Source organism: Nevskia soli, assembly GCF_903970205.1.
GTDB lineage: Bacteria > Acidobacteriota > Terriglobia > Bryobacterales > Bryobacteraceae > Bog-113.
The window spans coordinates 1-24,014 of record NZ_CAJCHS010000366.1 but is presented as its reverse complement, the minus strand read 5'-3'; the positions used below and the strand labels follow the sequence as shown (position 1 = coordinate 24,014).

15 protein-coding genes are annotated in these 24,014 nt (G+C 59.9%); 9 read left to right on the top strand and 6 right to left on the bottom strand.

The window, feature by feature from the left end; all coding sequences use genetic code 11:
- The coding region (locus tag H1Y01_RS16040; protein ID WP_219341610.1) for a choice-of-anchor Q domain-containing protein at positions 1-1,929 on the top strand (1,929 nt) is incomplete at its 5' end.
- A gap of 27 nt (positions 1,930-1,956) precedes the next feature.
- Here the strand turns inward: H1Y01_RS16040 and H1Y01_RS16035 are convergent.
- Positions 1,957-3,675, bottom strand: coding sequence for a choice-of-anchor Q domain-containing protein (locus H1Y01_RS16035; protein WP_180541517.1), 1,719 nt, complete (start codon positions 3,673-3,675; stop codon positions 1,957-1,959).
- Positions 3,676-4,239: 564 nt separating this feature from the next.
- Here H1Y01_RS16035 and H1Y01_RS16030 point away from each other — a divergent pair.
- Genes H1Y01_RS16030 through H1Y01_RS15995 form a run of 8 tightly spaced genes read left to right on the top strand, consistent with a single transcriptional unit; the run spans position 4,240 to position 17,295 of the window.
- Positions 4,240-5,034, top strand: a complete 795-nt coding sequence (locus tag H1Y01_RS16030; RefSeq protein WP_180541516.1) for a polysaccharide deacetylase family protein — start codon at positions 4,240-4,242, stop codon at positions 5,032-5,034.
- 26 nt (positions 5,035-5,060) lie between these two features.
- Entirely contained in the window at positions 5,061-8,009 is a 2,949-nt protein-coding gene (locus H1Y01_RS16025; RefSeq protein ID WP_180541515.1) for an HAD hydrolase family protein, read from the top strand.
- A gap of 11 nt (positions 8,010-8,020) precedes the next feature.
- The gene (locus tag H1Y01_RS16020; protein ID WP_180541514.1) at positions 8,021-10,285 is read left to right on the top strand and encodes a GNAT family N-acetyltransferase; all 2,265 of its coding nucleotides are present in this window, start codon (positions 8,021-8,023) and stop codon (positions 10,283-10,285) included.
- Entirely contained in the window at positions 10,282-11,136 is an 855-nt protein-coding gene (locus H1Y01_RS16015; RefSeq protein ID WP_180541513.1) for a proline dehydrogenase, read from the top strand. Before H1Y01_RS16020 ends, H1Y01_RS16015 begins: the two co-directional genes overlap by 4 nt.
- Positions 11,133-13,886 (top strand): HAD family hydrolase, encoded by a 2,754-nt coding sequence (locus H1Y01_RS19600; protein ID WP_219341609.1) that lies wholly within the window; start codon positions 11,133-11,135, stop codon positions 13,884-13,886. The genes H1Y01_RS16015 and H1Y01_RS19600 overlap by 4 nt, the downstream gene beginning before the upstream one ends.
- A 16-nt stretch (positions 13,887-13,902) precedes the next feature.
- Positions 13,903-15,105 (top strand): GNAT family N-acetyltransferase, encoded by a 1,203-nt coding sequence (locus H1Y01_RS16005; RefSeq protein WP_180541512.1) that lies wholly within the window; start codon positions 13,903-13,905, stop codon positions 15,103-15,105.
- Complete coding sequence (locus H1Y01_RS16000) at positions 15,077-16,225, top strand: alpha-hydroxy acid oxidase (RefSeq protein WP_180541511.1); 1,149 nt, start codon at positions 15,077-15,079, stop codon at positions 16,223-16,225. The genes H1Y01_RS16005 and H1Y01_RS16000 overlap by 29 nt, the downstream gene beginning before the upstream one ends.
- 8 nt (positions 16,226-16,233) lie before the next feature.
- Positions 16,234-17,295 (top strand): nucleoside hydrolase, encoded by a 1,062-nt coding sequence (locus H1Y01_RS15995; protein ID WP_180541510.1) that lies wholly within the window; start codon positions 16,234-16,236, stop codon positions 17,293-17,295.
- Positions 17,296-17,667: 372 nt separating this feature from the next.
- On the opposite strand, the gene H1Y01_RS15990 is transcribed toward H1Y01_RS15995, so the two are convergent.
- The 5 genes from H1Y01_RS15990 to H1Y01_RS15970 form a co-directional block, all read right to left on the bottom strand.
- Positions 17,668-18,528, bottom strand: a complete 861-nt coding sequence (locus H1Y01_RS15990; protein WP_180541509.1) for an amidohydrolase family protein — start codon at positions 18,526-18,528, stop codon at positions 17,668-17,670.
- Positions 18,528-19,943 (bottom strand): dipeptidase, encoded by a 1,416-nt coding sequence (locus H1Y01_RS15985; RefSeq protein WP_180541508.1) that lies wholly within the window; start codon positions 19,941-19,943, stop codon positions 18,528-18,530. The genes H1Y01_RS15990 and H1Y01_RS15985 overlap by 1 nt, the downstream gene beginning before the upstream one ends.
- Complete coding sequence (locus H1Y01_RS15980) at positions 19,933-21,099, bottom strand: hypothetical protein (RefSeq protein WP_180541507.1); 1,167 nt, start codon at positions 21,097-21,099, stop codon at positions 19,933-19,935. Before H1Y01_RS15980 ends, H1Y01_RS15985 begins: the two co-directional genes overlap by 11 nt.
- A 15-nt stretch (positions 21,100-21,114) precedes the next feature.
- Positions 21,115-22,482, bottom strand: a complete 1,368-nt coding sequence (locus H1Y01_RS15975) for a hypothetical protein (protein WP_180541506.1) — start codon at positions 22,480-22,482, stop codon at positions 21,115-21,117.
- A 16-nt stretch (positions 22,483-22,498) separates the two neighbouring features.
- Positions 22,499-24,014 (bottom strand): Ig-like domain-containing protein (locus H1Y01_RS15970; RefSeq protein ID WP_219341608.1); only part of this gene is annotated, 1,516 nt, incomplete at its 5' end.

The following is a 24,014-nucleotide window of genomic DNA, read 5'->3' as shown; positions in this document are numbered from 1 at the left end:
ACGTTCCGTGCGCAGTGGTGCGGTACCTCCGGATATCCGCGCGCGCTGCTCGCTTATCCCGGCGGTGTGGTCACCATTGGAAATCCAAACGGTAGTTCACCGACCAACGGCATCCGTACGACGGACTTCAGCGCCTCGGACGGACCTTGCGGCGGATACTGGGTCTTCGGCGAACTAACCTTCCGGGGTATCGGTCCCGTCGGTATCAACGGACCTAGCAGTCAGTGGCGTCTAGTCGGTAACGATATTAGTTGTCCCACCGCGGACGGCTCCGGTGGGGGCGGCGCGTGTTTCGAGACAACCATAGCAAGTAACGTTCAGTTTTACGGCAACACGGTCCACGATGCCGGTACCGCAAACGCTTCCGCTTTGTTTCAGGCAGTTTACTTTTCGACCGACAGTAACCACGTGGACATGGGGTGGAATTCGGTTTATAACGTACACGGCTGCCGCGCGCTACAGATTCATTCGTCGCCGCTCGGCAGCGGATATCCGAACAGCGGCTACCCGCAATATGACATCGCGATCCACGACAACCTGATTCATGACACGCAGTGCGACGCCATTATTGTCGATACCATTGACCCCTCCCAGGGGCCTATCTCAATCTACAGCAATATCATCTACAATGCCGGTCTGGGGCCCAACAATCCCGAGCAGTCGGGAGGATGGTCCTGCATCAATATTCCCGGTAACACCGAGAACGGCACGCCGGGCAGCGGCACCGTTCAGATCTATAACAACACGATGTATTCCTGCGGCACGTTTACCAGTCCGCCTTATGGGGAAGCAAATGCAGCCATTAACGAAGGGGGCGGCAATGTCAATCAGTTCGTTAATATCCAGAATAATTTGATCTACCAGACGGCGACTAGCCTCTATCCTTCGGGAGTACCGTATGTCGTGATCTGGAATCCGACGATCCCGAATGGAGGCGGCGTCTGCGGCAACACCGATAACTGCCCGTGGCTACAGGGGACTAACAATCTGTTTTATGGAAGCGGCCCTCCACCGGGCGACCCCACCATCACGGTATCGGTCAACGCGAATCCGCAGTTCGTGAATGCTTCTTCGTACAACTTCCAACTGCAAGCGAACAGTCCGGCGCGCGGGCAAGGTGTCAACACCGGCCTGACCTTCGATTTCAACGGAGTTCCAGTAACTGGGGGCTCCGTCGATATCGGAGCGCTAGAGTATTCCGCTGCAGCTGCCGCTCAGTCCGGGCCGGCTCTGGCGGCGGTAGTTAACGGTGCGAGTCTGCTTCAGAACTCGATTAGTCCCGGCGCGATCGTCACGTGTTTCGGCCAGAACTTAGGGCCTGCCACAGGGGTGCCGTTGAGTTTGACCGGCGGCGTTGCTTCAACCACACTGGGAAGCACGTCAGTCTTCTTCAATGGTTTGGCGGCGCCGCTGCTCTATTCGCAAGCCGGTCAGGTCAACCTTGTGGTTCCGTATGAGATTGGCGTTAACCCGTCGGTGACGGTGACCGTGGAGACTGCTGGAGTCTTTTCGAATTCTCTTTCGCTAGCGGTGGGCGCCCAATCGCCGGGCATCTTTACTCTAGGGAGCGTGGGCACCGGGCAGGGGGCGATTCTGAATCAGGATTTGAGCGTGAACTCCGCCGCCAATCCGGCACTACGGGGCTCGGTGATCGCAATCTTTCTTACGGGCGCGGGCCAGACAACGCCGCCGGAGTTAGATGGCGAGATCGTCCAGAGTCCGCTACTCTTGTCGGCGTCAACTACCGCGCAAATCGGCGGGCTGGACGCGACGGTGCAATATAGCGGCTCGGCGCCGGGCCTGCTCGCCGGCAGTACCCAGGTTAACGTGCAGGTTCCTATAAACGCGCCGGCCGGGGACGCGGTTCCGGTGGTACTTACGGTCGGCGGTACGCCCAGCCAACCGGGAGTTACTGTAGCATTACGATGAGTTACGACGATGAGTTACGACGCTGAGTTAGGGTTTCCGTGTATCATCTGAACTTAAAGGCAACGCGAAGGCGCCGATCGGGTATCCCGATCCCTGCGGGACGGGAACACCGATGATGTCGGTAGTCTCAGGAACGGCAACGCCGGAGTTTGCTGCCGGACTTCCAGAAATTAGCCGGAAGTCGTACTCAGCTACGTTGACTAACATGGGATTCGCGGCAATCGATCCAGTGATGCTGGGAGCGCCCGGGGCGGGTCCGCTGCCGTAGAACAGGTTATTCTCGCCCTGGAGCCAGGGGCAGTCCTGGGTGTTTGTGCAGACTTCGCCACCGTTGGGAATCAATGGATCCCAGATCACCAAATAAGGAACTCCATTGGGATAAAGCGTAGTAGCCGTCTGATAGATCAGATTGTTGTAAATCTGGACGTAAAGATTCGGGTTGCCGCCGCCTTCATTGATTGCTGCGTTGGCTGCGCCGTATGGGGGGGTCGTGAATGTTCCGCAGGCATACATCGTGTTGTTGAAGATCACCACATTGCCGCTACCGGGCGAGCCGTTCTGCGTCGTGCCCGGTATGTTGATGCAGGACCAGCCGCCGGATTGCTCCGGGTTATTCGGCCCCTTGCCCGCATTGTAAATAATGTTGCTGTAGATTGACACCGGGCCCTCGGAGGGGTTCAGCGTATCGGCGATGATTCCGTCGCATTGCGTGTCGTGGATCAGATTATCGTGAATCGAGATGTCGTATTGGTTATAGCCGCTATTGGGATAGTTAGACCCGAGCGGCGACGAGTGGATCTGTACGGCCCGGCAACCGTGTACATTCGAAACCGTGTTCCAACCCATGTTTATATGATTGCTGTCCGTCGAGAAGTAAACAGCCTGAAACAAAGCCGAGGCGTCGTCGGCGCCCGCGTCGTGGACGTTGTTGCCCCAGAATTTGAGATTGCTGGCCAGAGTCGTCTCGAAACAAGCGCCGCCGCCGCTATCGCCCGTGGCATACGGGCAGCTGATGTCGTTATCGATAAAGCGCCATTGATTGCTTGGGCCATTAACGGCGATCGGATTGAGCCCGCGGAAGCCCAGCCGGCTGAATACCCAATACCCGCCGCACGCCGGGTCGGCGCTGAAGTCAGTGGAGCGGAGACCGTTGGAAGGCGTCGCGCCTTCGGGATTGCCGATAACGACATCGGTCGCTCCAGGGTATCCGATAAGCGCGCGTGGGTTCCCGGACGTGCCACACCATTGCTCGCGCAGCGTCAACGCCGCGTCCCAGCCCTGGCCGTCGTCGACCGTGGCAGACACGCCGCTGAGCGCGTAAACCGTGTCACCGGCCGCGATCGTTTGGGCGGCATGCGGAATCGTGGCCCACGGGGTGTTGAACGAGCCGTTTGCTTTATCGCTGCCCGTAGTCGAGATGAAATAGATACCGCCCGAACGAATAGTGAAGGGTACGGCGTTCGAAACGCCGGCAGAAGTCGTTACGGTAATGGAGCCGCTGGTTGCGGCCGAACCCAGTTGGAATATGATGCGGTTGTTGCGCCACATTTTATAGACCGTCGGCTGTCCCGTACCGACAGTGACGAAGGAACTGCCCTGGGAGGACCCGAAGCGGCGGCCATCGATTGTTACGTATACGCCTCCGTTGTTCTCACCGCCGGAGTTCGGACCGCTGGTCAGATCCGAATAGAAAATTGTGGGCGCCATGGTCTGGGCCGCGGCGCTGATCCCTGTCGTCAGAAACAAAAGTGCGTACGCAGCGTGACGCTTTGACGCGGCTTTACATAGCATGTCTAGTTAGCCTTTATGCGAATTGTCAGATTAGTTCCCGAAATCCGCGACAGAACGGCGGGATACTTGCCTGACTTGATAACTTTCCGGGAGGCTGGATAAATGTGAGTATTTCGTTGCAAGCGAAATACTCTCGATGCGATTATTTAGAAGCCTTTACAGAAAGGTCTAATCATCCGATTAGCCAGTTCTGCCCGTTGCCCATGAAGGTACAACATAAGTTTCTTGTCAAATGTTGCGGTCAGAAACACTAAATTCTAAAGGTATTTTGTGTCCATTCGTTCACTTAGCGTTAAATTAGCGAACCTGTAAGTCTCGATTTTCGAAAGCATTTCTTTTGTCCCACTAAGAATGCATCCCACGGTATACGCGCAAGCGCCCGCCTTGCATTACAAAGATGTAACTCCCCGGCAAAGTTAGATCGTTTTCAAGAATTTACCTAACCTGCATTGTTAACAAAATGACCCACTAAGGCGGCTCGCGTATACGCGCCCGCTTTCCGGATTTAAAGGAGCGACCATGCGTTCGATTACGATCGGCTATCACGACATTGCGCCCGGCCCCCTCGAGAGCGTCTCACGGACCGCGCGTTTCCCTCGCAGCGTTTACACGCTCGACCGGGGCGCGTTTCGCGAACACCTGGCCGCCATTCGAAGCTCCCGCGGCCGCACCATCGGGCTGGTCGGGACACCTGGAAACAACGGCAGCGAAACCCCGATTTTTTTGACGTTCGATGACGGGTATCTCAGTTCGTACACGATCGTGGCCGACGAGCTCGAACGCTATAACTGGCGCGGTCACTTCTTCATACCGACGGACTGGATCGGGCGAGCGGGCTATATGGATGCGGACCAGATTCGGGAACTTCGCCGCCGCGGTCATCTGATCGGGAGCCATTCATGCTCGCATCCGGAGCGAATGTCGGCGCTTCCGATGGCGGATTTGCTGTGGGAGTGGGCGCGGAGCTGCGCGATTCTGGAGAGCATTCTGGGCGAGGCTGTTAACACCGCATCGGTCCCGAACGGGTACCATTCGCGAGCAGTCACAACGGCGGCAAGCGCGGCGGGGATTCGCGTCTTATTCACGTCCGAGCCTACCAGCGCAGAGCGACACGACGGCGAGTGCCGGGTCCTTGGGCGCTACGCGCTGCAACGCCGCGCCCGAGCGGCCACCGCCGGGGCCATTGCCGCAGGTCACATACGGCCGCGGTGGAAGCAATCTCTTTGGTGGCATGCGCGCGAGCCGGTGAAGATGCTGACCGGCGACTCTTACTTTTTGCTGCGTCGATGGCTGCTTTCCAGGGCAGTACATTAGGCGACGATCCGATCGAAAGGAAAAAAATGTCTACAACATCACCCGAATTGGCTTGGCTTCAACACGCGGTCAGCGCGGCGAATGAAAGCGAGGGCGCGACGGACGAACGCGAGTTCTACGGCCGCTATCCCTGGGCTCTGAACGTTTTCAATGAAACCCGGCTCGCGCGCGAAAAGTTGCGCACGGAGATCGACGCGCTTCGGCAGGTCCCTCCGGACTGGCGTCATACGGAGGTGCTCATGAACGTGTACCTGCTCGCCGCCGCGCTTTCGGACTCAACCGACGACTGGCTGCAGGGGAGCGCTTACGACCTTTCGAAAGCGGAAGCGCGAATCCCGTTTTTCCGAGCGGCCAGCAAGACGGTTCGCCGCATTCTTGAAGCCGGCGCTTCGCTTAACCGCGAGAAGAAGTCGATGCGTTCCTGGCGAGCACGTTGGGAATCGGCGTTGGGCGAGTATCTGATCTCCATGCGGCGGTCTTTATGCGGAGAAAGCTGCGGACAAAGCTGCGGGCAAAATTACGACTCGGCCGCGTCGGCGGACGGGCTCAAAGCCCTCTTGGACGGCCCAGTTCCCCAATCCCTCCTGGACCAGAGATGCCGCGTTCCGGCGGCCTTCCGGTCGCAGGATCTCACCTACTGGGACGTGGTGAAGCTCGCCGAGAAACTTGCGGGCGCCCTCACCAGCCAAAGTGAGCCGCTACTGATCGTTGGCTGCCGGACGGCGGGATCGTACTTCGCTCCCGTGGTTCGCGCGACCCTCCGTCTGGCGGGCTTCGCGCAGGTTACCGCCATGACTGTTCGCCCGAAACGGGGCCTCACCCGATCCGATCGCGCGGTTTTAGAGCAAATCCGGCGGCAGGGCGGGAAGATCGTCCTCGTTGACGAACCGGTGAATTCGGGAAGCACGATGCGCAAGCTATTGGGCCTCCTTCGCGGGTTTGGCTTCACCAGCCGCGACGTCCATATGCTTGTCCCGGTCCACCCCAGCCGAAGAGAATGGCGCGACGGGAACGACGGATTCGCCTTCTCGAAAATTCAGGTGGTCACGCTCGAACCGGAGGAATGGTTCAAAGCGCGGAATGGCGAGCCGGATCGCGTAAAGGAACTATTTTCCGGTTACTTCGCGAACACCGGCGCCGTTGTGGAGAGCGTCGCGGCGGACCCGGAGCTTGAGGCGTGGCTCAATGAGCGCTCCGAGCAGAAATTCCATTCGCGATTCAAGCGTGTATATCGGGTGATCCTGCGTTGGCCCTCCGGCGCGACCGAGAGCCGCCGCATCATAGCGAAGAGCGCCGGGTGGGGCTGGCTCGCGTATGCCGCCTATCACGCGGCGGAGAGGATGAGCCATTTCGTTCCAACGCTGATCGGCATGCGCGACGGGATGATCTATACCGAATGGGTTGAGGCCGCTGGTAGCAAATCGCGCCCCGCGCTCGGTGAAGATATCCCGGGCATAGCGGCCGCATATATCGCCGCGCGGGTCCGCCGCCTCGGGCTCGGCAACGATCCTGTGCCGTCACTGGCTAAGGCGGGTCAACACAAGGGGCTCGAAGAATTGTCCGGCCTCTTGAGCCGGGCCTATGGATGGAAGCCGATCGGCTTTCTTTCGCGGCCCCGCATCCTCGATGAACTCTCGCGCACCGCATGTCCGGTCCCGACGCTCATCGACGGCAAGATGCGGCCGGCGGAATGGGTATCGGTCGGCGACTCTTCTCCCGGTGCTTCTCGGGTCAAGACGGATTTCGAGCACCACGGTCAAGGCAAGACCGAACTGAACGTCTCGGATCCCGCTTACGATCTGGCCGACACCATCTTGCAGTGGAATCTCGATGCCGGGCAAGAGCGTGAATTGCTCGCGCGTTATCGCGAACTGAGCGGCGACGAAACAGTGGAGCAGCGGCTATTCCTATACAAGCTGCTGGCCGGTTCCTGGACCATGGAACGAGCGATCGACAACCTCAAAGACGAGCGATTGCGCCACTTGCACGCGGACGCGAACCGTGCCTACATTGCGGGTTTCGACTTCCTGACGGATAGCACGACGCGGCGGTGCGGCGAAGTTGTCACGAAGCCGCGCGATCCAGCATCGGGACCTGCATGGGGCCCTCGATGGGCTGTGCTCGATATCGATGGCGTGATCGATAAGCAGATTTTCGGATTCCCCTCCAATACGGCGGCGGGCTGCCGGGCACTGTCCGGCCTGCACAACCACGGGTTCACGCTGGCGTTGAACACGGCGCGTTCTCTCGCGCAGGTTAAGGTATACGCGGAAGCTTACGGGTGCGCCGGGGGCGTGGCCGAATACGGAAGCGCGGTATGGGACCGCGTGAGCGGCCGCGAGCGCGTGCTGGTAGCCGGCGAATCGCTCGAACAAATGGAGCGACTCAAGCACGTATTGCGCTCGATTCCGGGCGTTTACCTGAACGAGAATTACCGCTATTCCATTCGTGCTTACCTCTATGAGCGCGGCGTCACCGTCCCGCTTCCCGGTTCCGTGATCCGCAACATAGTGTCTGAACTCCGCGCGGACCGGTTGCGCGTGCATCAGACCTACACGGACACCACGATCATCGCGAGGGAGGTCGACAAGGGTTCCGGGATGCGCGAACTGGTCACGCTTTCCGGGGCGCGCGACGTCCACATCACGGCCATCGGCGACTCGGAGCCCGACTTACCGATGTTCAGCGCCGCTGACGCCGCCTGGGCGCCGGGTCACATCTCGTGCCGCAGCGCGGCGGCGCTCCTCGGCTGCCGGGTCGCCGGTTCCGGCTATCAAGCGGGACTGGCGGAGATCGTTAACCGCATGGTTCATGCGGACGGAGCGAAGTGCCGCAAGTGCCTCGATGCGCAGAACGGCTTGCCCCCGCACACCGATCTTTTCGCTCGTATGATGCGCACGGCGGACCTCGGTCTCCGGCAGCGTCTCCAACAAGTCCTTTTCTCGCGCCATGCGCTGAATGCATTCCGTGTATGAGGTTGTCTGCATTGCCTGCGGAACACGTCGCGCTCGCTTCCGATCGCACGCGCTCGGAGCGGGCGGAAGTGGATAGCCGGATTCATGTGCTGTTCCTGATCGACCTGCTGGTCGGCGTCGGAGGCGCGGAACAGGCTCTGGTGCGCACCGCGCGCCTCCTTCCGAAGGAGCGCTATCGTTGCACCATCGCAAGTTTCCATGTCCGGCGGGGCCTCCAGTTTCTGCTGGACAGCGGATGCGAAATCCGCGAGTTCCCGCTGCAACATATCTTGCGCCCGGCGTCACTCGCGGTCGCGTGGCAGCTATCTCGATTCATCCGTTCGCAGCGGGTGGACGTTGTGCACACCTTCTTTCAAACGGCGGACTTGTGGGGCGGCGTCATTGCGCGGCTGAGTGGGTGCCCGGTATTGGTTTCGAGCCGGCGCGATATGGGCTTTCTGCGGTCGCGGTTGCACGGCTTCGCCTATCGCCTCCTGGCTCCCATGTTCGACCAGGTTCACGTGGTTTCGGACGCCGTGCGGCGTTACACAATCGAAGCGGACCGGCTCGATCCGAGTAAGGTGATCACGATTCCGAACGGAATCGAGGTCGACTCGGAGCATGACCGGGCTTGCGATCCTCGCGTGCGGCGCGAACTGCTGGGCGACCGCTATTCGCACGTGATCGTCACCGTGGGCAACGTCCGGCGCGTGAAGGGCATGGACGTGATGATACGGGCCGCCGCCGAAGTGTGCCGCACGCACCCGCGCGCATTGTTTCTGATTGTCGGAAACATGCATGAGCCGGATTACGGGCGGGAGCTCGCCGCGCTCGCAACCGAGCTCGGGGTGCAGGACAATGTCCAGTTCTTCGGAGAATCGGACAGGATTGAATCCATCTTGCGCGCGAGCGATATCTTCTGCCTGCTTTCGCGCACGGAAGGGATGTCGAATGCGCTGCTCGAAGCGATGCTGTGCGGCCTTCCGTCGGTTGCTACCGCCGTTGGGGGCACCCCGGAAGTGGTCGAAGATGGAGCCACCGGGTTCCTGGTAGCGAGTGAAGATAGTCACGCCGCGGCCCAGAGTATCGGGCGGCTGCTGGAAAGCCGCACGCTCGCGCAGCAGATGGGCGCCGAAGCGCGGGGCGCCGTCGAGCAGCGGTTTTCAGCGCGCGCCAAGGTAGATGACACGGCAAGGAGTTATGAAGCGCTGCTGGCGCCGACCCGTCCCACGGTGGATTTGATCAGGCGTCCGGAGCAACTCGATTCCCTGGAGGCTGGATGGCAGGCGCTGATTCCAGCGACATGCAATCCGGTCAATCAATTCCCGTATGCGCGTGCGTGGGCTGCGGGACTTCCGCCGGAACAGAGGCTTCACGTGTTCGCGGCTCACACGCCGGGTCGCACCCCTGCCCTGAGTGCGATCGCACCGCTCGTCTCGAACAGCGGCGCGAGCGGATGGCTGACCTTGCTCGCCGCGGAAATGTACGAACGGCTTGATTTCGTGTACTCCGACGAGAGCGCTCTGCGAGCTCTGGCGAAAGCGATCGCGCAAACCGGGAGGCCGGTCTACTTGCAGCGCGTGCCCGCGCATTCGAAGGCCGTTTCGATACTCGCGGAAACCTTCGCCGGACGTGCCTTCATCGTTAAGCGCGAGGTAACGGGCTCACCGTGGCTTTCGCTCGACCGCACGTGGCTATCCCCCGAGACGCATTTGAATGGCGGCCGGCGCTCAGACCTGCGCCGCGCCATGCGACTGGCGCGCGGGATGGGCGAAGTCCGAACCGAGATCCTATCGCCCGCCGATCCTGAAACCGTTCCAAACCTGATCGACCAGGTCATCCGGATCGAGGCTGCGGGCTGGAAGGGCGCGATGGGAAGTGCTCTCGCGATGGACGAGCAGCGCCGCGCGTTCTTTCATCGATGCGCGATTGCAGCGGCGGAACGAGGCGCGCTGCGAATTGGTTTTCTTCGCATCGGCGCAAGGACGGCCGCCGCGCAAATCGCGATCCAGGAAAGCGGCGCCTTCTCATTGCTGCGCGCGGGTTACGACGAGGAGTTCTCACGATGCTCCCCGGGCGCGCTGCTGACCATGGAAAGCTTGCGGTATGCGGCTTCGCAGAACCTGAAGGTGTATGAGTTCAACGGCCAGACGGAGCCGTGGACACGAGTCTGGACGGATCAGGAGCATGCGTGCTGTTCGCTGCGCATTTACCCGTTCCGCATGCGTGGCTTTGCCGCGCTGGCCATCGATGCCGCGGCTCATGCGCGCGCGCGAATTGCCGGGAAGAGAACATGAACGCACGCTCAATGCTGCATCTACTGACGAGCCAAGCGGCGGCCGCTTACATCGCGGGACCTGACCTCGAAGACGCTTTAACGTGCGCCCGGCGTTTGCGCGAGCAAGGCGCCAGCAGCGCGCTTTGTTTCTGGAATGCGGTCGCCGATTCGCCGTCGGAAGTGGCGGCCCGATATCTGGAAACGATCGAACGTGCCGCGGCAGGTGACTACGTTTCGATTAAGGCTCCAGCCCTTCAATTTGAGACATCCTTATTGGAGGAGTTGCGTAAGAAATCCGGGGATTGCGGCGTGCGTCTTCATTTCGATTCTCTGGGTCCCGAGCACGCGGACCGGATATTCGAAGCGATCGAGTCCATCTTTCCAGCCGAAACGCCGGTTGGCTGCACGCTTCCGGGCCGGTGGATCCGCAGCGTCGCCGATGCCGAGCGCGCGATCGACCACGGGTGGACCGTGCGCATCGTCAAAGGGCAGTGGGCTGACGGCGACGGGACGGATTGCGATCCGCACCGGGGCTTCCTGGCTGTTGCGCGTGCCTTGGCCGGCTGCGGATGCCCGGTGAGCGTGGCGACGCATCATCCCGCGCTGGCGGTGGAAGCTCTCAGTATCCTCACCGCGGCAGGAACGAAATGTGAGCTTGAACTGCTGTTTGGACTGCCCTGGCGAGCGGTGCTCCAATCGGTTGCGTTCCTGAATGTGCCCGTGCGCTTTTACGTGCCCTTCGGACGAGCATGGCTCCCTTATGGCGCCCGCCACTTGATCACCTCGCCGTGGCGATTGACGTGGCTGATGCGCGACCTTCTGATGGGCTCGCGGGCATTGCCCGAATTGCAGGGAAAGGTGAACTCGTGAGCGTCGTAGCGGCTCCCGCGCGCGGTTCGCTTTCGTCTCCGGCGGTGTACGATTGGCGCCTGAATCCGCACCTGACCGTCCGCGAACTGCTGCTGCGCCTCGCCGAAGAAATCGATCGCGATGGTGAGGAGCGCGAACTCAATTGCTATCTGTTCGCCTGCGCGATTGCCTGCACGATCGACGACGCGTTCGCTCCGGCGCCACCCTGCCTGGACCGGTACGCCAGTCGAATCCCTATTTTGGGGAACTTACTGGCTGGGGGGGAAAGGCGATGGCTGCGTGGGCGGGCAGGCATCCGGAGAATGCGCTCGGGTCGTGTGGGCGCGTGGCGCGCGGGATGGACGCGGTGCGTAAACCATTGCTGCGCCGCGCTGCTCGGCCGCGAGTTCGATGCACCGCTGTTGCGATCGCAACTCGCATGTGCGGCCGAGGCGCTCGATGCGCGCGTGCTCTCGCGGCGGATGCGCGTACCGGAGGGCTTCCGCTGCCAGGATCTGGCGCACCACGATGTCTTGCGGATGGTCGACCTCTTTCCGGTCGGCCGCAGCGCCGGCACGATCGATCAGCAGCGATCCATACTCGTGATCGGTCCACGGACCGCGGGAGCGTATTTTGCGCCGCTCGCGGCCGCCTATCTTCGGACGCTCGATTGCGCGCAAGTGAGTTGGATTACCGTGAGACCGAAGAACGGGCTTTCCTCATCCGAGGCGCGTCTTCTTCAGAAGTCCGCCGCGCAGCGCGCAAAAATGTTGGTGATCGACGACCACCCGAATACCGGTGCGACGTTGCGTTCGCTTCTCGAATGTCTGCGGAGCAACGGCGTGCGCAGCGAGGATATCTCGGTGGCCGTACCGGAGCACCCATCGAATCCAGGCTTCAGCTTGCCGGATGAGACGGCGCGAGGCGTTCGGCTTCGCATGCTGCCCATAGCGGAGCAGTATAAGTCGAAACTCATGTCATCCGGATGGGCGGCAGAGGCTCTGAGCCGGCACTTCGCGGCGATGGGAGTCGCTGTGCAGGTGACGGAGTCGCCAGAACAAAACGCGGCATTCGAAGCGGATCTCGCGCGAGGGTTCCAGGTCAGGATGAAACGCGCGTTCGATGTGGTCTCCGCCGACGAAGGCGCGCCCCGGCGAGTCCTGGCGAAGAGCGTCGGGTGGGGATGGCTCGGCTACCATGCGGCGCTAGCGGCGACGCGGCTCGAGGGGTTCGTTCCCCGGCCCCTGTTTCTGCGCTGCGGATTCCTGTTCAGCGAGTGGGTGGAGGGCGTTCCGCTCGCCGCAGGCCGGGAAAACGAGACGCACCTGGCGCGCGTGTTCGGAGAGTATGTGGCTGCGCGCGTTCGGGCTTTACCGCTTGCGGGCGATCCCGTGTTCGATAGTCCGGAGTGCGGCTGGTGCGGCTGGAATGATCTGCTCGTGCTCCTGCGCCGACTGCCGGGTCCTTACCTCGGCCGCATGATGAGCAAAGCTCTCGCGCGGGAGATGCGGACGCTGCTGGCGCCGCAACCCGTTCTGGTTGACGGCCAGATGCGGCCGGCCGATTGGATACGCCAAGGCTCGCGCATCTACAAAACCGACTTCGAGCAACATAATTTTGCCGGGGGAGAACTCAGCGTGGTCGATCCTGCGTGGGATCTCGCCGCGGCTTCGTTCGAGTTTCAGTTCTCGGCCGCCGCGGAGGATCGCATGATTCGGGTGTATCGCGAACAGAGCGGCGACTCCGATCCGGCGCAGCGCTTGCTGCTCTACAAGCTTCTATACGCGGCCACCGCAATCCGCGCGGCGCGGTACTGGCTGGCGCGCCGTCCGGATGACCCGCGCCGGCAAGACTGGACGGAACGGTATCTGCGCGTGCGAGACTTCGCGACTTTCGCTCTTACCCGTTATCAAGGTCGGCAGTCGCCGATCGCGGAGTGGAAGCCCGACTTATTCTTCGTCGATATCGATGGCGTGCTCGACCGTGAGCTGCTTGGATTCCCCCATTCGACCGCGGCAGGAGTGCAGGCTATCGAGCTCTTGCGTCGGGCAGGGTTCTCAGTAGTCTTAAACACGGCGCGCAGTTTGATGCATGTGAAAGAGTACTGCCGCGCGTACGGTTTGCCCGGAGGCGCCGCGGAACTCGGAAGTGTTTTCTGGGACCAGGTTCGCGGAGAAGAAGTATCTCTGATTGAGCAAGCGGCACTTACTGCGCTTGACTTTATTCGTAACGCTGCGGCGCGATTGCCGGGAGTTACTGTCGACCCCGACACACGGTTTGCAGTCCGCGCCTTCCGGTTTGTGAACGGGAGGCTCAAGGGGTTGTCGGCGGAAGATGTCGAGCAACTACTGCGCTCTTGCGATCGGCAACAGGTGCGCGCGATACTCACTGAAGGCGAGACGTTGTTCCTATCGCGCGGCGCCGGTAAGGGCGCCGCAGTTGCGTTCGTTAAGGAGTACCTCGGCTCTTCTCGAGACGTCCGATGTTGCGCGATTGGCGATTCGCCTCAGGATCTGGACATGCTTGAAGCCGTCGATTCGGCCTTCGCGCCGAGTAACTGCTCAGTCACACTCAAAGGTGCTTGCCGCCGGATGAAGCATCCGTTCCAACGAGGACTGCTCGACGCCGCGATTACGGAGTCGCGCCGTCGCGGCATCCATCCGCATTGGGAAGTAAAGGACATGCCGCTGCCGTTGCTGGATCGCCTCTTAAGAGCTCCAGACCAATCCGGTTGGAAGAAAGGGAGAGCGCTGCTTTCGCGCCAACTCTGATCGCGAGTATCTCAATATGCAAACAGCGCATCTTATTGCCGAACCCGGCTACTCCATGTGTGCCGCCGAATGGATCACGTCAAGCGCCGGCTTGCTGCAGCTAGCGCCCGAGTGGAAAGCGCTTCTAGAGCGTTCGGGCATAGAGAATACCTTTCAGTCGTTTGAATGGCTCTCTACGTGGTGGGAGCACTGGGGCAGCACGCGTGAACTGGCGGCGATCGCGATCCGTGATCCCGACGGCGTGCTTGTCGGGCTAGCGCCGCTGCATATCACCAGGTCAAGACTCCTCCCCGGTCTCCGCGGGCTCGCCTGGATCGGCGATGAACACACCGGCTCCGACTATCTCGGCGTGATCGCCGATCCAGTTTTCGCGGAAGCGGCGATTGAACGGGTTGTCGAAGCTATCTTCGAGCACCGGAGCGAATGGGATTACATTGAACTTCTAGACTCCGTCGATGATGCGGCTAATCAGCACCTGTGCCGGCTGCTAAGTGCCCGAATGAAGATAGAACGCGAAACGGCTTCCGTTTGCCATTACATTCCCCTTCCGGCCACCTTTGACCACTATTTCGCGAGCGTCAGTTCGAACTTACGATCTAACTTCCGCAGACGCGCGAAGGCTCTCGATCGGAAAGGCAACCTGGAGTGCAGCTTAGTCACGGATCGCATCGCCCTGGAGTTAAACTTTCCGGAACTCCTCCGCCTTCATAGGATGCGCTTCGATCAGCGGGGCATGGATAGCGCTTTCCTCCAACGCGGCGTTCCGGAGTTTCACCTGGCGGCGCTGCGAAAGCTTGCGGACAGCGGAGTCGCGCGGTTGATCTTAGTGCGCGTGAACGGAGAACTGACCGCAGCTCTATACGGTTTCGCGGCCGGTTCGACCTTCCAGTTTTATCAGTGCGGCCTTCACACCGATTGGTTACCCATGGGCGTAGGCCAGTACATGATGGGTAAGTCAATTGAGGCGGCCATCCATAGCGGACACACGGAGTTTGATTTCCTGCGCGGAGGAGAATCCTATAAGTTGCAGTGGGCGAAGCAGGCCCGCCATACCTTTCATTACTACGCATTCGACGATCGATGGCGAAGCCGCGCCGGTCACCTGGCATATCGCGTACGGGACCGCGTGCGCCGATGGCGGGCTGCCGTACGGCGGGAGATCGATCGTCGACGAAAGCCCGTGACCCCTGATGGAACAAGCGCTGAAAACAGTCGCTGACTTCCGTCTTGCCGCTTCCAAAGTTGCGGAGCCGCAAGCTTGGGAGTATCTGGAAGGCGGCGCGGGCGATGGCTGCACGGCCGAAGAGAACCGGGCTGCCTTTGCGCGGCTTCGTCTGTGGCCGCGCGTGCTGCGGGATGTAAGTGAGATCGACCCGGGAGTCGATCTTTTCGGACGCCGGCATCCTTCACCTATACTGCTGGCGCCCACTGGGTATCACAAGCTATTTCACCCGGGCGGCGAGCTGGCAGTGGTGCGGGCCGCCAACCGAACGCGCGCCACTCTGGTTGCCGCTACCTTCTCCACAACGGCGCTCGAAGAGATGGCGGCTGCCGTAAAAGAGCCCCTTTGGTTTCAGCTTTACATTCAGCCGGACCGTGCCTTCACCAGGCGATTGATTCAGCGCGCCGAGGCATGCGGCTGCGAAGCTATCGTTATTACTGTAGATATCCCGGTAAACGGGCCGCGCGATCGCGAACTCCGCGCAGGCTTTCAACTGCCGCCCGGCGTGATCCGGGAAAATCTCAGAGAGCTTGGGAGCTACACCGCGGGAGCTTCTCATCGTCCTATATCAAGCGATATCTATACCGCCGTGCGCGCGTGCGATGCGACTTGGGACGATATTGAGCGCATAAGATCGGAAGCGAAGATACCGGTGCTCATCAAAGGAGTTCTTCATCCCGACGATGCCAGAGAAGCGTTGCGACGGGGGGTTGACGGGCTGATCGTTTCCAATCACGGCGGGCGAAGTCTCGATACAGTTCCCGCTACCGCGGACGTCCTGCCGGATATTGTCGCCGCGTTGGGCGGGCGTATTCCGGTGCTCGTCGACGGCGGCATTCAGAGGGGCACGGATGTCGTCAAAGCGCTCGCCCTTGGGGCGTCGGCTGTGTTGATCGGTAGAGCGTACCTTTGGGGTTTGATCGCCGGCGGCGAACAGGGCGCTGCCCGCGTCATTGAGATTCTACAAACCGAAACGCGGATGACGCTCGGATTACTTGGCCAAGCCGACGCCCGCGGTGTGACGTCGGACTTGATCTTCGGCAAAACAGTTAGACTTAGAAGCGCAAAGGGCGCGGGGCGCGCTCCGTTTTGCGCGAGTTCCTTAGGAGAGAGCTGAGTTAACTTATGCCACTGCCGGTTGGATGCAGGATCCGCGTCGCGGTTGCCGTGGGGCTTTGCCTTCTGACGGCAGATGCTTCAAGGGTTCGCGCGGCGCCCGCGAACCCTGTAAACATCATTCTCGATTCCGATATCGCATCGAATGTCGATGACGTCGGCGATCATGCTTTACTCTGGGCCCTTGCCGCATCCGGGCAAGTTAACGTACTGGCATTGATCACTTCGTCTACGAACCCGTGGAGTGCGCCCGCCGTATACGCCATCGCGAAGTACTACGGCCACCCGGACGTGCCGATCGGCGCCTTCCAGGGCGCTATGCCCAATTCTTACGCAACAACCAACAGCTATTACACGCAGCAACTTACGAATCGATTCGGAAAGCCAAAGGACACACGGGCTAGCTATCCTCCGGCAGTTACGGTGTACAGACAGGCGCTTGCCAACGCGCCTAACGGTAGCGTTATCATCATCGCGGGCGGTTTCTACGGACCCCTTTGGCAACTATTGAAAAGTAGTCCGGATGCGATCAGTCCGATGAGTGGCATGCAACTCATTGCCGCTAAAGTCCTGCAACTAATCTCGGCCGCCGGGTACTTTCCGAACTCAGGAGACTCGGGCTCGTTTAACTTTGCTAGCGATGCGACGAACGCAAGCTATGTGTTCCAAAACTGGCCCGGGCCGGTCACTTCCTTCGGTACGGAAGTAGGTGGCGACGTGCTTACCGGACCGGCCGCGGATGCCGATCCGACGACGAATCCCATGAAGTTAGCCTATAATCTATACTGCTCGAACGGCGAGTGGTGCCCCAATCAGCAGTATGCGTGGACGCAGGTTGCGATCTTATACGCGGCACAGTACTCAACCCAGACAGGCGCCGATTTTGAATTTGGCGGTTCGAACGGCTCAACAGTCGTGCGCGGGAGTAATGCACCGGTTCCCGGACAGAATACATGGTCACAGACTCCTGCCAGGCAACAGTCATATGTCGAGAAGACCGTACCCGCCGCAACGCTACAGAGCATCATTGACTCTCTAATTCAGTCCCCTCCTCCGCGCTCGCCGCGTTGATTCCTCTGCAACCATGGCGGGCGCCCATCATCGCGCACGGCGTGCTGCCCAGGGTTAAGAACTAACAAACCAGGTGCAACGGACGTAAACTGCCGCGACCGGCTCCTTTCACAATTGTTGGCTTCGCGAGCCTACCACCGTCGGTTCCAGCGGCCGCGACCCTGCCACCCGAGACCTACATCGGGGAAGATACCGACGGCCGGCCAGTGCTCACGAACATCGCAGTTCCGGCAAACAAAAACACCGCACTGCGCGCAGAAGTCAACCGTGAGTGCCCCGCAGTAAGTACATCGATCCCGCACAAATAAGCGATCCGCCATTCTGTGTCCCAGGCGGTGGAGAGCTGCCATTTGAAGCCAACCCATAGTTACCTCATCCCTCATCTTCGGCATCGTGCGCGCGGTGCCGGCCCACTCCGTTTGCTGACGCGCGGCTGCCGTTGCGATGCAGGGATCGCGGTGCTTCACGACGCCGTTGCACCGCGACGGCTGTTGTTCTTTCGGCCTGAACCTTGCGCATGAGCCGTACCGCGTTGCCCCCTGTGACCAGAGCCTGCTCCTCCGGGGGCAATCGCAGGAGGCGGATTTTGTGGAGTTCCAGTCCCGGGTGCAGCCACGGCCCGTCCGATCCCATCAGAATCTTTCGCGCGCCGGCGCGCTTCACGGCTTGAACGATGTAGTCAAATCTTTGGACTGCCGCGGTATCCGAATATACATTCGGGTATCGGACAAGCTGGTCGCAGACCCGTTGGTGCGCCCGCCAGTCATCCGCAAAGCTTCCCAGATGCGCAACGATGAAATTGATATCGGGATATTGCGGCGCCAACATATCGATAACCTCAGGCCGGTCCGCCACATCCAGGAGCAAAGGTAGTCCGAATGCCCGAACGGCTTCGCAGACTTCACGCGTCGGCATAGCTTCGTGTCCGTGTACCTTGACGCCGCGGAAGTTCCATAGCCGCACGGCCCGGTCAATCATCGAGTGAATGCGTCCGGCATCCCGCTTGGCGTGCAGAAAGGCAAATCCAATTAGCCGGGTCGGGTATCGCGCGACGATTTTGGCCGTCTGTTCGTTCGCCTTTGAGTAGTCACTGTGAATGGGCGCGAAGATAACCGTCTTGTCGATTCCAGCCGCCTTGGCGCGGCGAAGATAGGGCTCGATTGGCGCATTGGTGTTCCAGGGCGCCGTCATGTAATCACCCTGTCCGGCGTGACAATGGGAGTCGATCACCATTAGAGGCTCCAAGCTACCTGGCGGGCCGGATCTTCTTGACGGAGCATCGCCCCGGCCGCAGCCAAAAACCAGATACAAGTAGCAATGCCTTTATAAAGGTTAGGCAAGTGGAATTTCTCGTTGGCTGCGTGTATATTGCTATCCGGTAAGCCGAAGCCCATGAGAACCGTCGGGATTCCAAGTAACTCCTGAAAGGTATTGATCACCGGAATCGTTCCGCCCGATCTCTGAAAGACCGCCGGTACTCCGAATCCCTTGCGGTAGGCGACTGCGGCCGCGCGTAGAGCCGGCTGATTGCGGTTGACCACCGCAGCCTTAGACCCGGAAAGAACGCGCACGCTCGATTTCACAGTGAGCGGGGTTACACGGGCGATATGTTCACGAAACAATCGCGCGACTTCATCCGGGTCCTGCTCAGGAACAAGCCGGAAAGTAAGTTTGGCCAGAGCTAGCGCCGGGATCACCGTCTTGATTCCCTCACGCTGGTAGCCTCCCACGATCCCATGCACACTAAATGCGGGGCGGATGGTCGTGCGTTCATAGAGGCTATACCCGGGTTCGCCCCAGCCCGTTATCGTTTGCGCATCTTTCAAGATCCGCGAATCAGGCGGTCCGGTCCGCGCCATGTAATCACGCTCGCGCTTACTCCAATCCTTTACCTTGTCGTAGAAACCCGGTATAGCAATACGTCCGGTCTCTTCATGCAGCGAAGCCAGAATCTCGCAAAGAGCCTGAAGCGAGTTGTGCACAGCCCCGCCAAAGTTTCCGGAGTGCAGGTCGTGCCGCGCACCACGCACTTCGAGTTCCAGCATGAGCACGCCCCGCTGGGAATAGCCGATAGCAGGCCGGTTCGGCGAGAGCATGCGCGTATCCGACATAACTGCCGCGTCCGCGCGCAACGCGCCTTTATTCCGCGAAATAAAGCTCGCCAGATGAGCGCTGCCGGTTTCCTCCTCGCCTTCGAAGATACATTTCACATTCACGGGCAACATACGGTCGCTTTTCAGATAGGATTCCAGCGCTTTCACATGGGTAAATAGTTGACCCTTGTCATCACTCGAGCCTCGGCCGTAAAGGTCCTCGCCCCGGACAAACGGCTCGAAAGGCGGCGTTTTCCATTCCCTCACAGGATCCGCGGGCATCACGTCGTAGTGCCCGTAAATCAGAACCGTCGGCCGGTTGCGCGCTCGCTTCCACGCGGCATACACGATAGGATGACCCCGTGTCGGCACTACCTCGACGGTCTCCATGCCCGCACGCTTCAACTTACCGGCTAACCAGCCGGCACACCTCTTCACGTCGCCGGAATGCCGCGGCTGCGAACTAATGCTTGGATAACGGATGAACTCCTTCAACTCTTCGACAAACCGGGAACGCTGCCGCCGCGCATAACTAAGCGCCCGATCAGTACTCATACTCCAGTTCGCGTTCGGCCGGATGCTTACCCATTGTCTTTACCTTGCCGTTCGAGCGCGTCGGAGTCGGCGAGGCCTGGTCCCACGGAAGCACGCGATGGGACGCCGGCCGTCCGGCGAGTCCCATGGCCTGCGCGCTAGTTAGCCACTCTTCTGACTGCTCGGCAATCTCGAGCAGCAAGGTTTCGAACTGAGCACGCGTATTTTGCAGGATGTGCGGCTGAGCCAGCCAACGCAGGACTTCACGACCCGTTACTCCCATTCTCTGTCGCGGCGATGTTACCAGCCGCTCGTTGTAATAGCGGATCAAGACTTCTTCCACCACATCCCAGGCGTTGTCGGCGCCGAACAAGCGTTTGATATCCGGCGAGTTCAGGATCTTGAAAGCCTCCTCGAGTAACTGCAGGACTTCCACGCGGAGTACATTGAGGTGACCGAACGACAACCACTTCAAGTTATTCCGCAGGTCCAGACCCGCGCGCCGCACGATGGCAATTGACCCGAAGCTTGGGTCATAAGCGCGATCGCGGATCACGTCCGAGATACGCTTGTCACGCCAGAATAGCGTCACCTGATGTACAAAGTGGGCGAATAACTTATGGAAGTCGGTATTGGCACGCGAGCCGCTGGGAACCGGACCGCCGCCGTAATCGAAAATTCTCTTGTAAGCCGAAAGACGGTCGCGCTGCGTATACCGCAAAACCTCGCGCCGATCGAACTGATAGAGCGCATATGCGCCCGGCCCGCTCGACAGCCGGACGGTACCCCCGCGAAACAGCTCCTGCAGCTTCTGCACGGCGCGAAACACGCCGATCTTCTCATGCTGCCAGAGATAGTACATGTCTCCGACGGCTATGATGCGCTCGGAAGCGATGGTCTCATCGTAAGGCTCAACCCCCGATGGGATGCGCGTCTGACCTAGCTGGCTCGCCGCGTCGGGCCCAATGCCGGCCAACTGACCAAGTCCCTTATCGGGTGGCGGCGGTGTTTGATTGTCCTGGGCCACGGCCGACTGCAGCATGTCGTCAATCTGCTTGGTCAGCGCGTCAGCCAGCTGCGGATTCGAGATCAGATCAGCCGAGAGACGGCTGGTCACCGTCTCTCGCAGAGCTGCTATCCGGTCGTAAAGTGACTGGTAATCCTTCTCCGTTGCCATATATCTGTCTCCTTACTAGATGCCATGGGCCGCGAGGGTCGCGCGAATGCCGGACAGTTCGGAATCGATTCTGTCGAGCCTGTTCTGCGAGACCTCGGCCGGGAATTCGGCTGAAGGAACCTGGAACGCTAACTTGTAAGCCTCGTCCAATCCATCCGCCAACAGTTGCAGGGCCCTTCTTACGCGCGGCGTTCTATAGCCGGGCGGCAGGCCTCTTGATTGATAACTGCGATCAAAGGTAAGCTCAACCGAGCCATGCACGAACTTACGCAGCCGGTTGGTGGACATCTTGAATGATTCCAACCCATCCTTACCCGCGTCTTGCAGGAGCGCCGGCAATTCCTCGGAGGCGGAACGATTGACCCAGTCCAGCAGCTCGGCCACGAAAAGCCCTGAGGTGTCGGGCCCAAACGTGAAGTGCTCGGGATGATCGTTATCGGGGCTCGGAATGGTAACCGGAAGGCCGGCAAAATTCAGTTGCGCCGTCTGCCGCTCCGCATCGCCCATAAACACCGAATCCATGGTGAAGCAGGCGTCTTGAACACCCTGAGCCACCACATCGAGAGCCCTGGAAATCAGGACTAGCTGCGTTCCGAAGAACGGATGGCGCCGCCCCAGCAGCTTACCGCTAGTGCGGATAAAGAAGTCTTTGTCGTAATTCCAGCTCTGTTTCAGGCCGATCACATAATCCGCGAGAATCATGTAATTCGTCAAGTTCTGCTCATCGTCGACAGTGTTGACATACTTTCGCTCCAGCCCGAAGCGCTGTTTTACCAGCCCCAGGCTGGCACTCCGCGGTATACCTTCCGGATTGGTTGGACTGCCCGGACCCAGCAGTAACTCGAACATTTCGTCGACTCTGGGAACCCGGGGGCCGCCCACGACTCCAAACTCTTCGACTAACGAAGTGAACTGGCTGCGGACCACCGCTTGAACCGTAGCCAGATCTTCCGCCTCGACCGCTGGAAGCAATGGATAGAGTCCGTCCAGCAGCGGGAGCGATTGGTCGAGTGCTACCTTGGCCCGGGTGTAAATGCTGGCCTGGGCGCCGGTCACCGCCCCCATGTCGGTTTGTACGGTGTAACTGCGCGGCGTCCACGTCCACTCCACGTGGCCTTCCACATCTTTGAGAGAGAACGCCTGATTCAGTGCCCCGACAAATCCCTTGGGATCATCCGACTTAGTACGCCAACTGAGAACTTCGCGGATAGCCCGGTCCGCCATCGTACCTAAGGCCGAAGTGCCTCCGACCGATCCAGGCGACGCCGGCCGCGTAGTTGTCGCAGGGCCGCCGGCCGGAATTTCTTCCGTTAGAACCGGGAAGGCCTGGAGGTCGGAAACTGTGCTTGCAGGGGGTGCGAGTCTAAATGTATAATGTGGCATCTCGTTCAACTCTCCGTTAGTAACTCATGCGTACACGCTCGACCGGAAAGCCGTTCACTACCGCTTCGAAGTCGAACTCATCGCCGTGCTTTGCGGGATAGCGGAAGGTTCCAGTCGAATCGCCAACCATGGTCCCGACCGGTACTCCTTGCTTGAGGACTCGCACCGTCGCCTTTGAGGCTTCCGTAATTCCCTCGAAACTACAACTGAATTCCTCCCGATCGTTTCCGCCGCCGGATTTGTGCGCGCCGCTAGATCCATTACCGACTAGACAGTTCAGCCGGTATAGAAGACTCGACATACGGCGGTGCGCTTCGCTGTAATCGGCCATCTGATCGGTCTCAAGACTGGGAAGTTCTTCGACCACCTTCAGCATTTCCAATGGAAAGGTGTGTAACTCCGGCGCCAAGTGCGGCCCCTGAACCCAGGTCATGGCCTGATCTACCGATTTCTCGATCCGCTGGACACGGTCCTCGCAGTGTTTCATCCGCGGATCGCCGCCATTGGCATCGATTCGCTTCAGTATTCCTTTGAGCCGGCCAATGGGCTGCTTCAGGGCCACCAGGATTGGTTCGATTTGTCTGCGGGTGTCAATCTGTTCGAACGAGAGATCGATCGAAAGAAGGGCGGACTTGGCTAAATAGCGCGCCGCCTCGTCGGCTAACCTTCGCATCGAATCCACCGACGCCGGTTGACCCAGGCCGCTCCACATTTCGACTTTGCAAATCAGCTCGTTGACACTTGCATCCGTCGCCCTCTGAAGCTTCTGGTAGTCTCCCACGGAAGGCGGACTCGACATGGAACAGGTTTGCGTCGCCGCTGTCTCGATCCACTTACGTTGTCCGGTAATGCAGGTATCCGCGTTCGAGCAAGCGGTTCGAATTTCTTCCGACGGCTTTCCAGTTATAAAAGATCCGGCATTGCATGACTCGACCGCGAGCGTGCCTAACACATTACTGGCGCACTCCAGAAGCCCTCCGATCTCGCGAAAAATCTGAGACCCTGTGCCTTGCTGGCTGTAGGCCAGATACATCGCGCCCACCGCTTCGGATATTGCCCTGAGTTGTTCCGATTCCTGCGTTTGGCCAATCTGGTGGGCGTTGAGCTTCATGCAGGTGACGATGAGGGCCTGAACGGCAGATCGCCGCTCGCCCGTCATGCTGATCGCTCTTTGTAGCGTCGCAACCATGGACTCCAGTTCACAGGAGACAAAGGGCTGCTGTGGGCACTGTAGAGCAGCGTTTACTTTCTTCAGGCAATCCTTAAACAGGGCCGTCTCGGGATCGCTGCACATCGACATGCTCATTACGGGTGGCGCCGTTACCTGCAGTGTGGTCTGACTAGCGGCCTCATCAAACGAGTCATCGCCTGCAAACGAGAAGCTCACCGGATAAGTACTTGGCTTCAGCGCGCGTGTATCGAAACTGGCCGAAAAGGTTCCGTCTTTGTTGATCGGAACACTCGTTGTAGTCTGATTCAGCATGCACTCTACGGTTCCCGCCGATGGACTGACGTAGGCCGTCGAGATACTT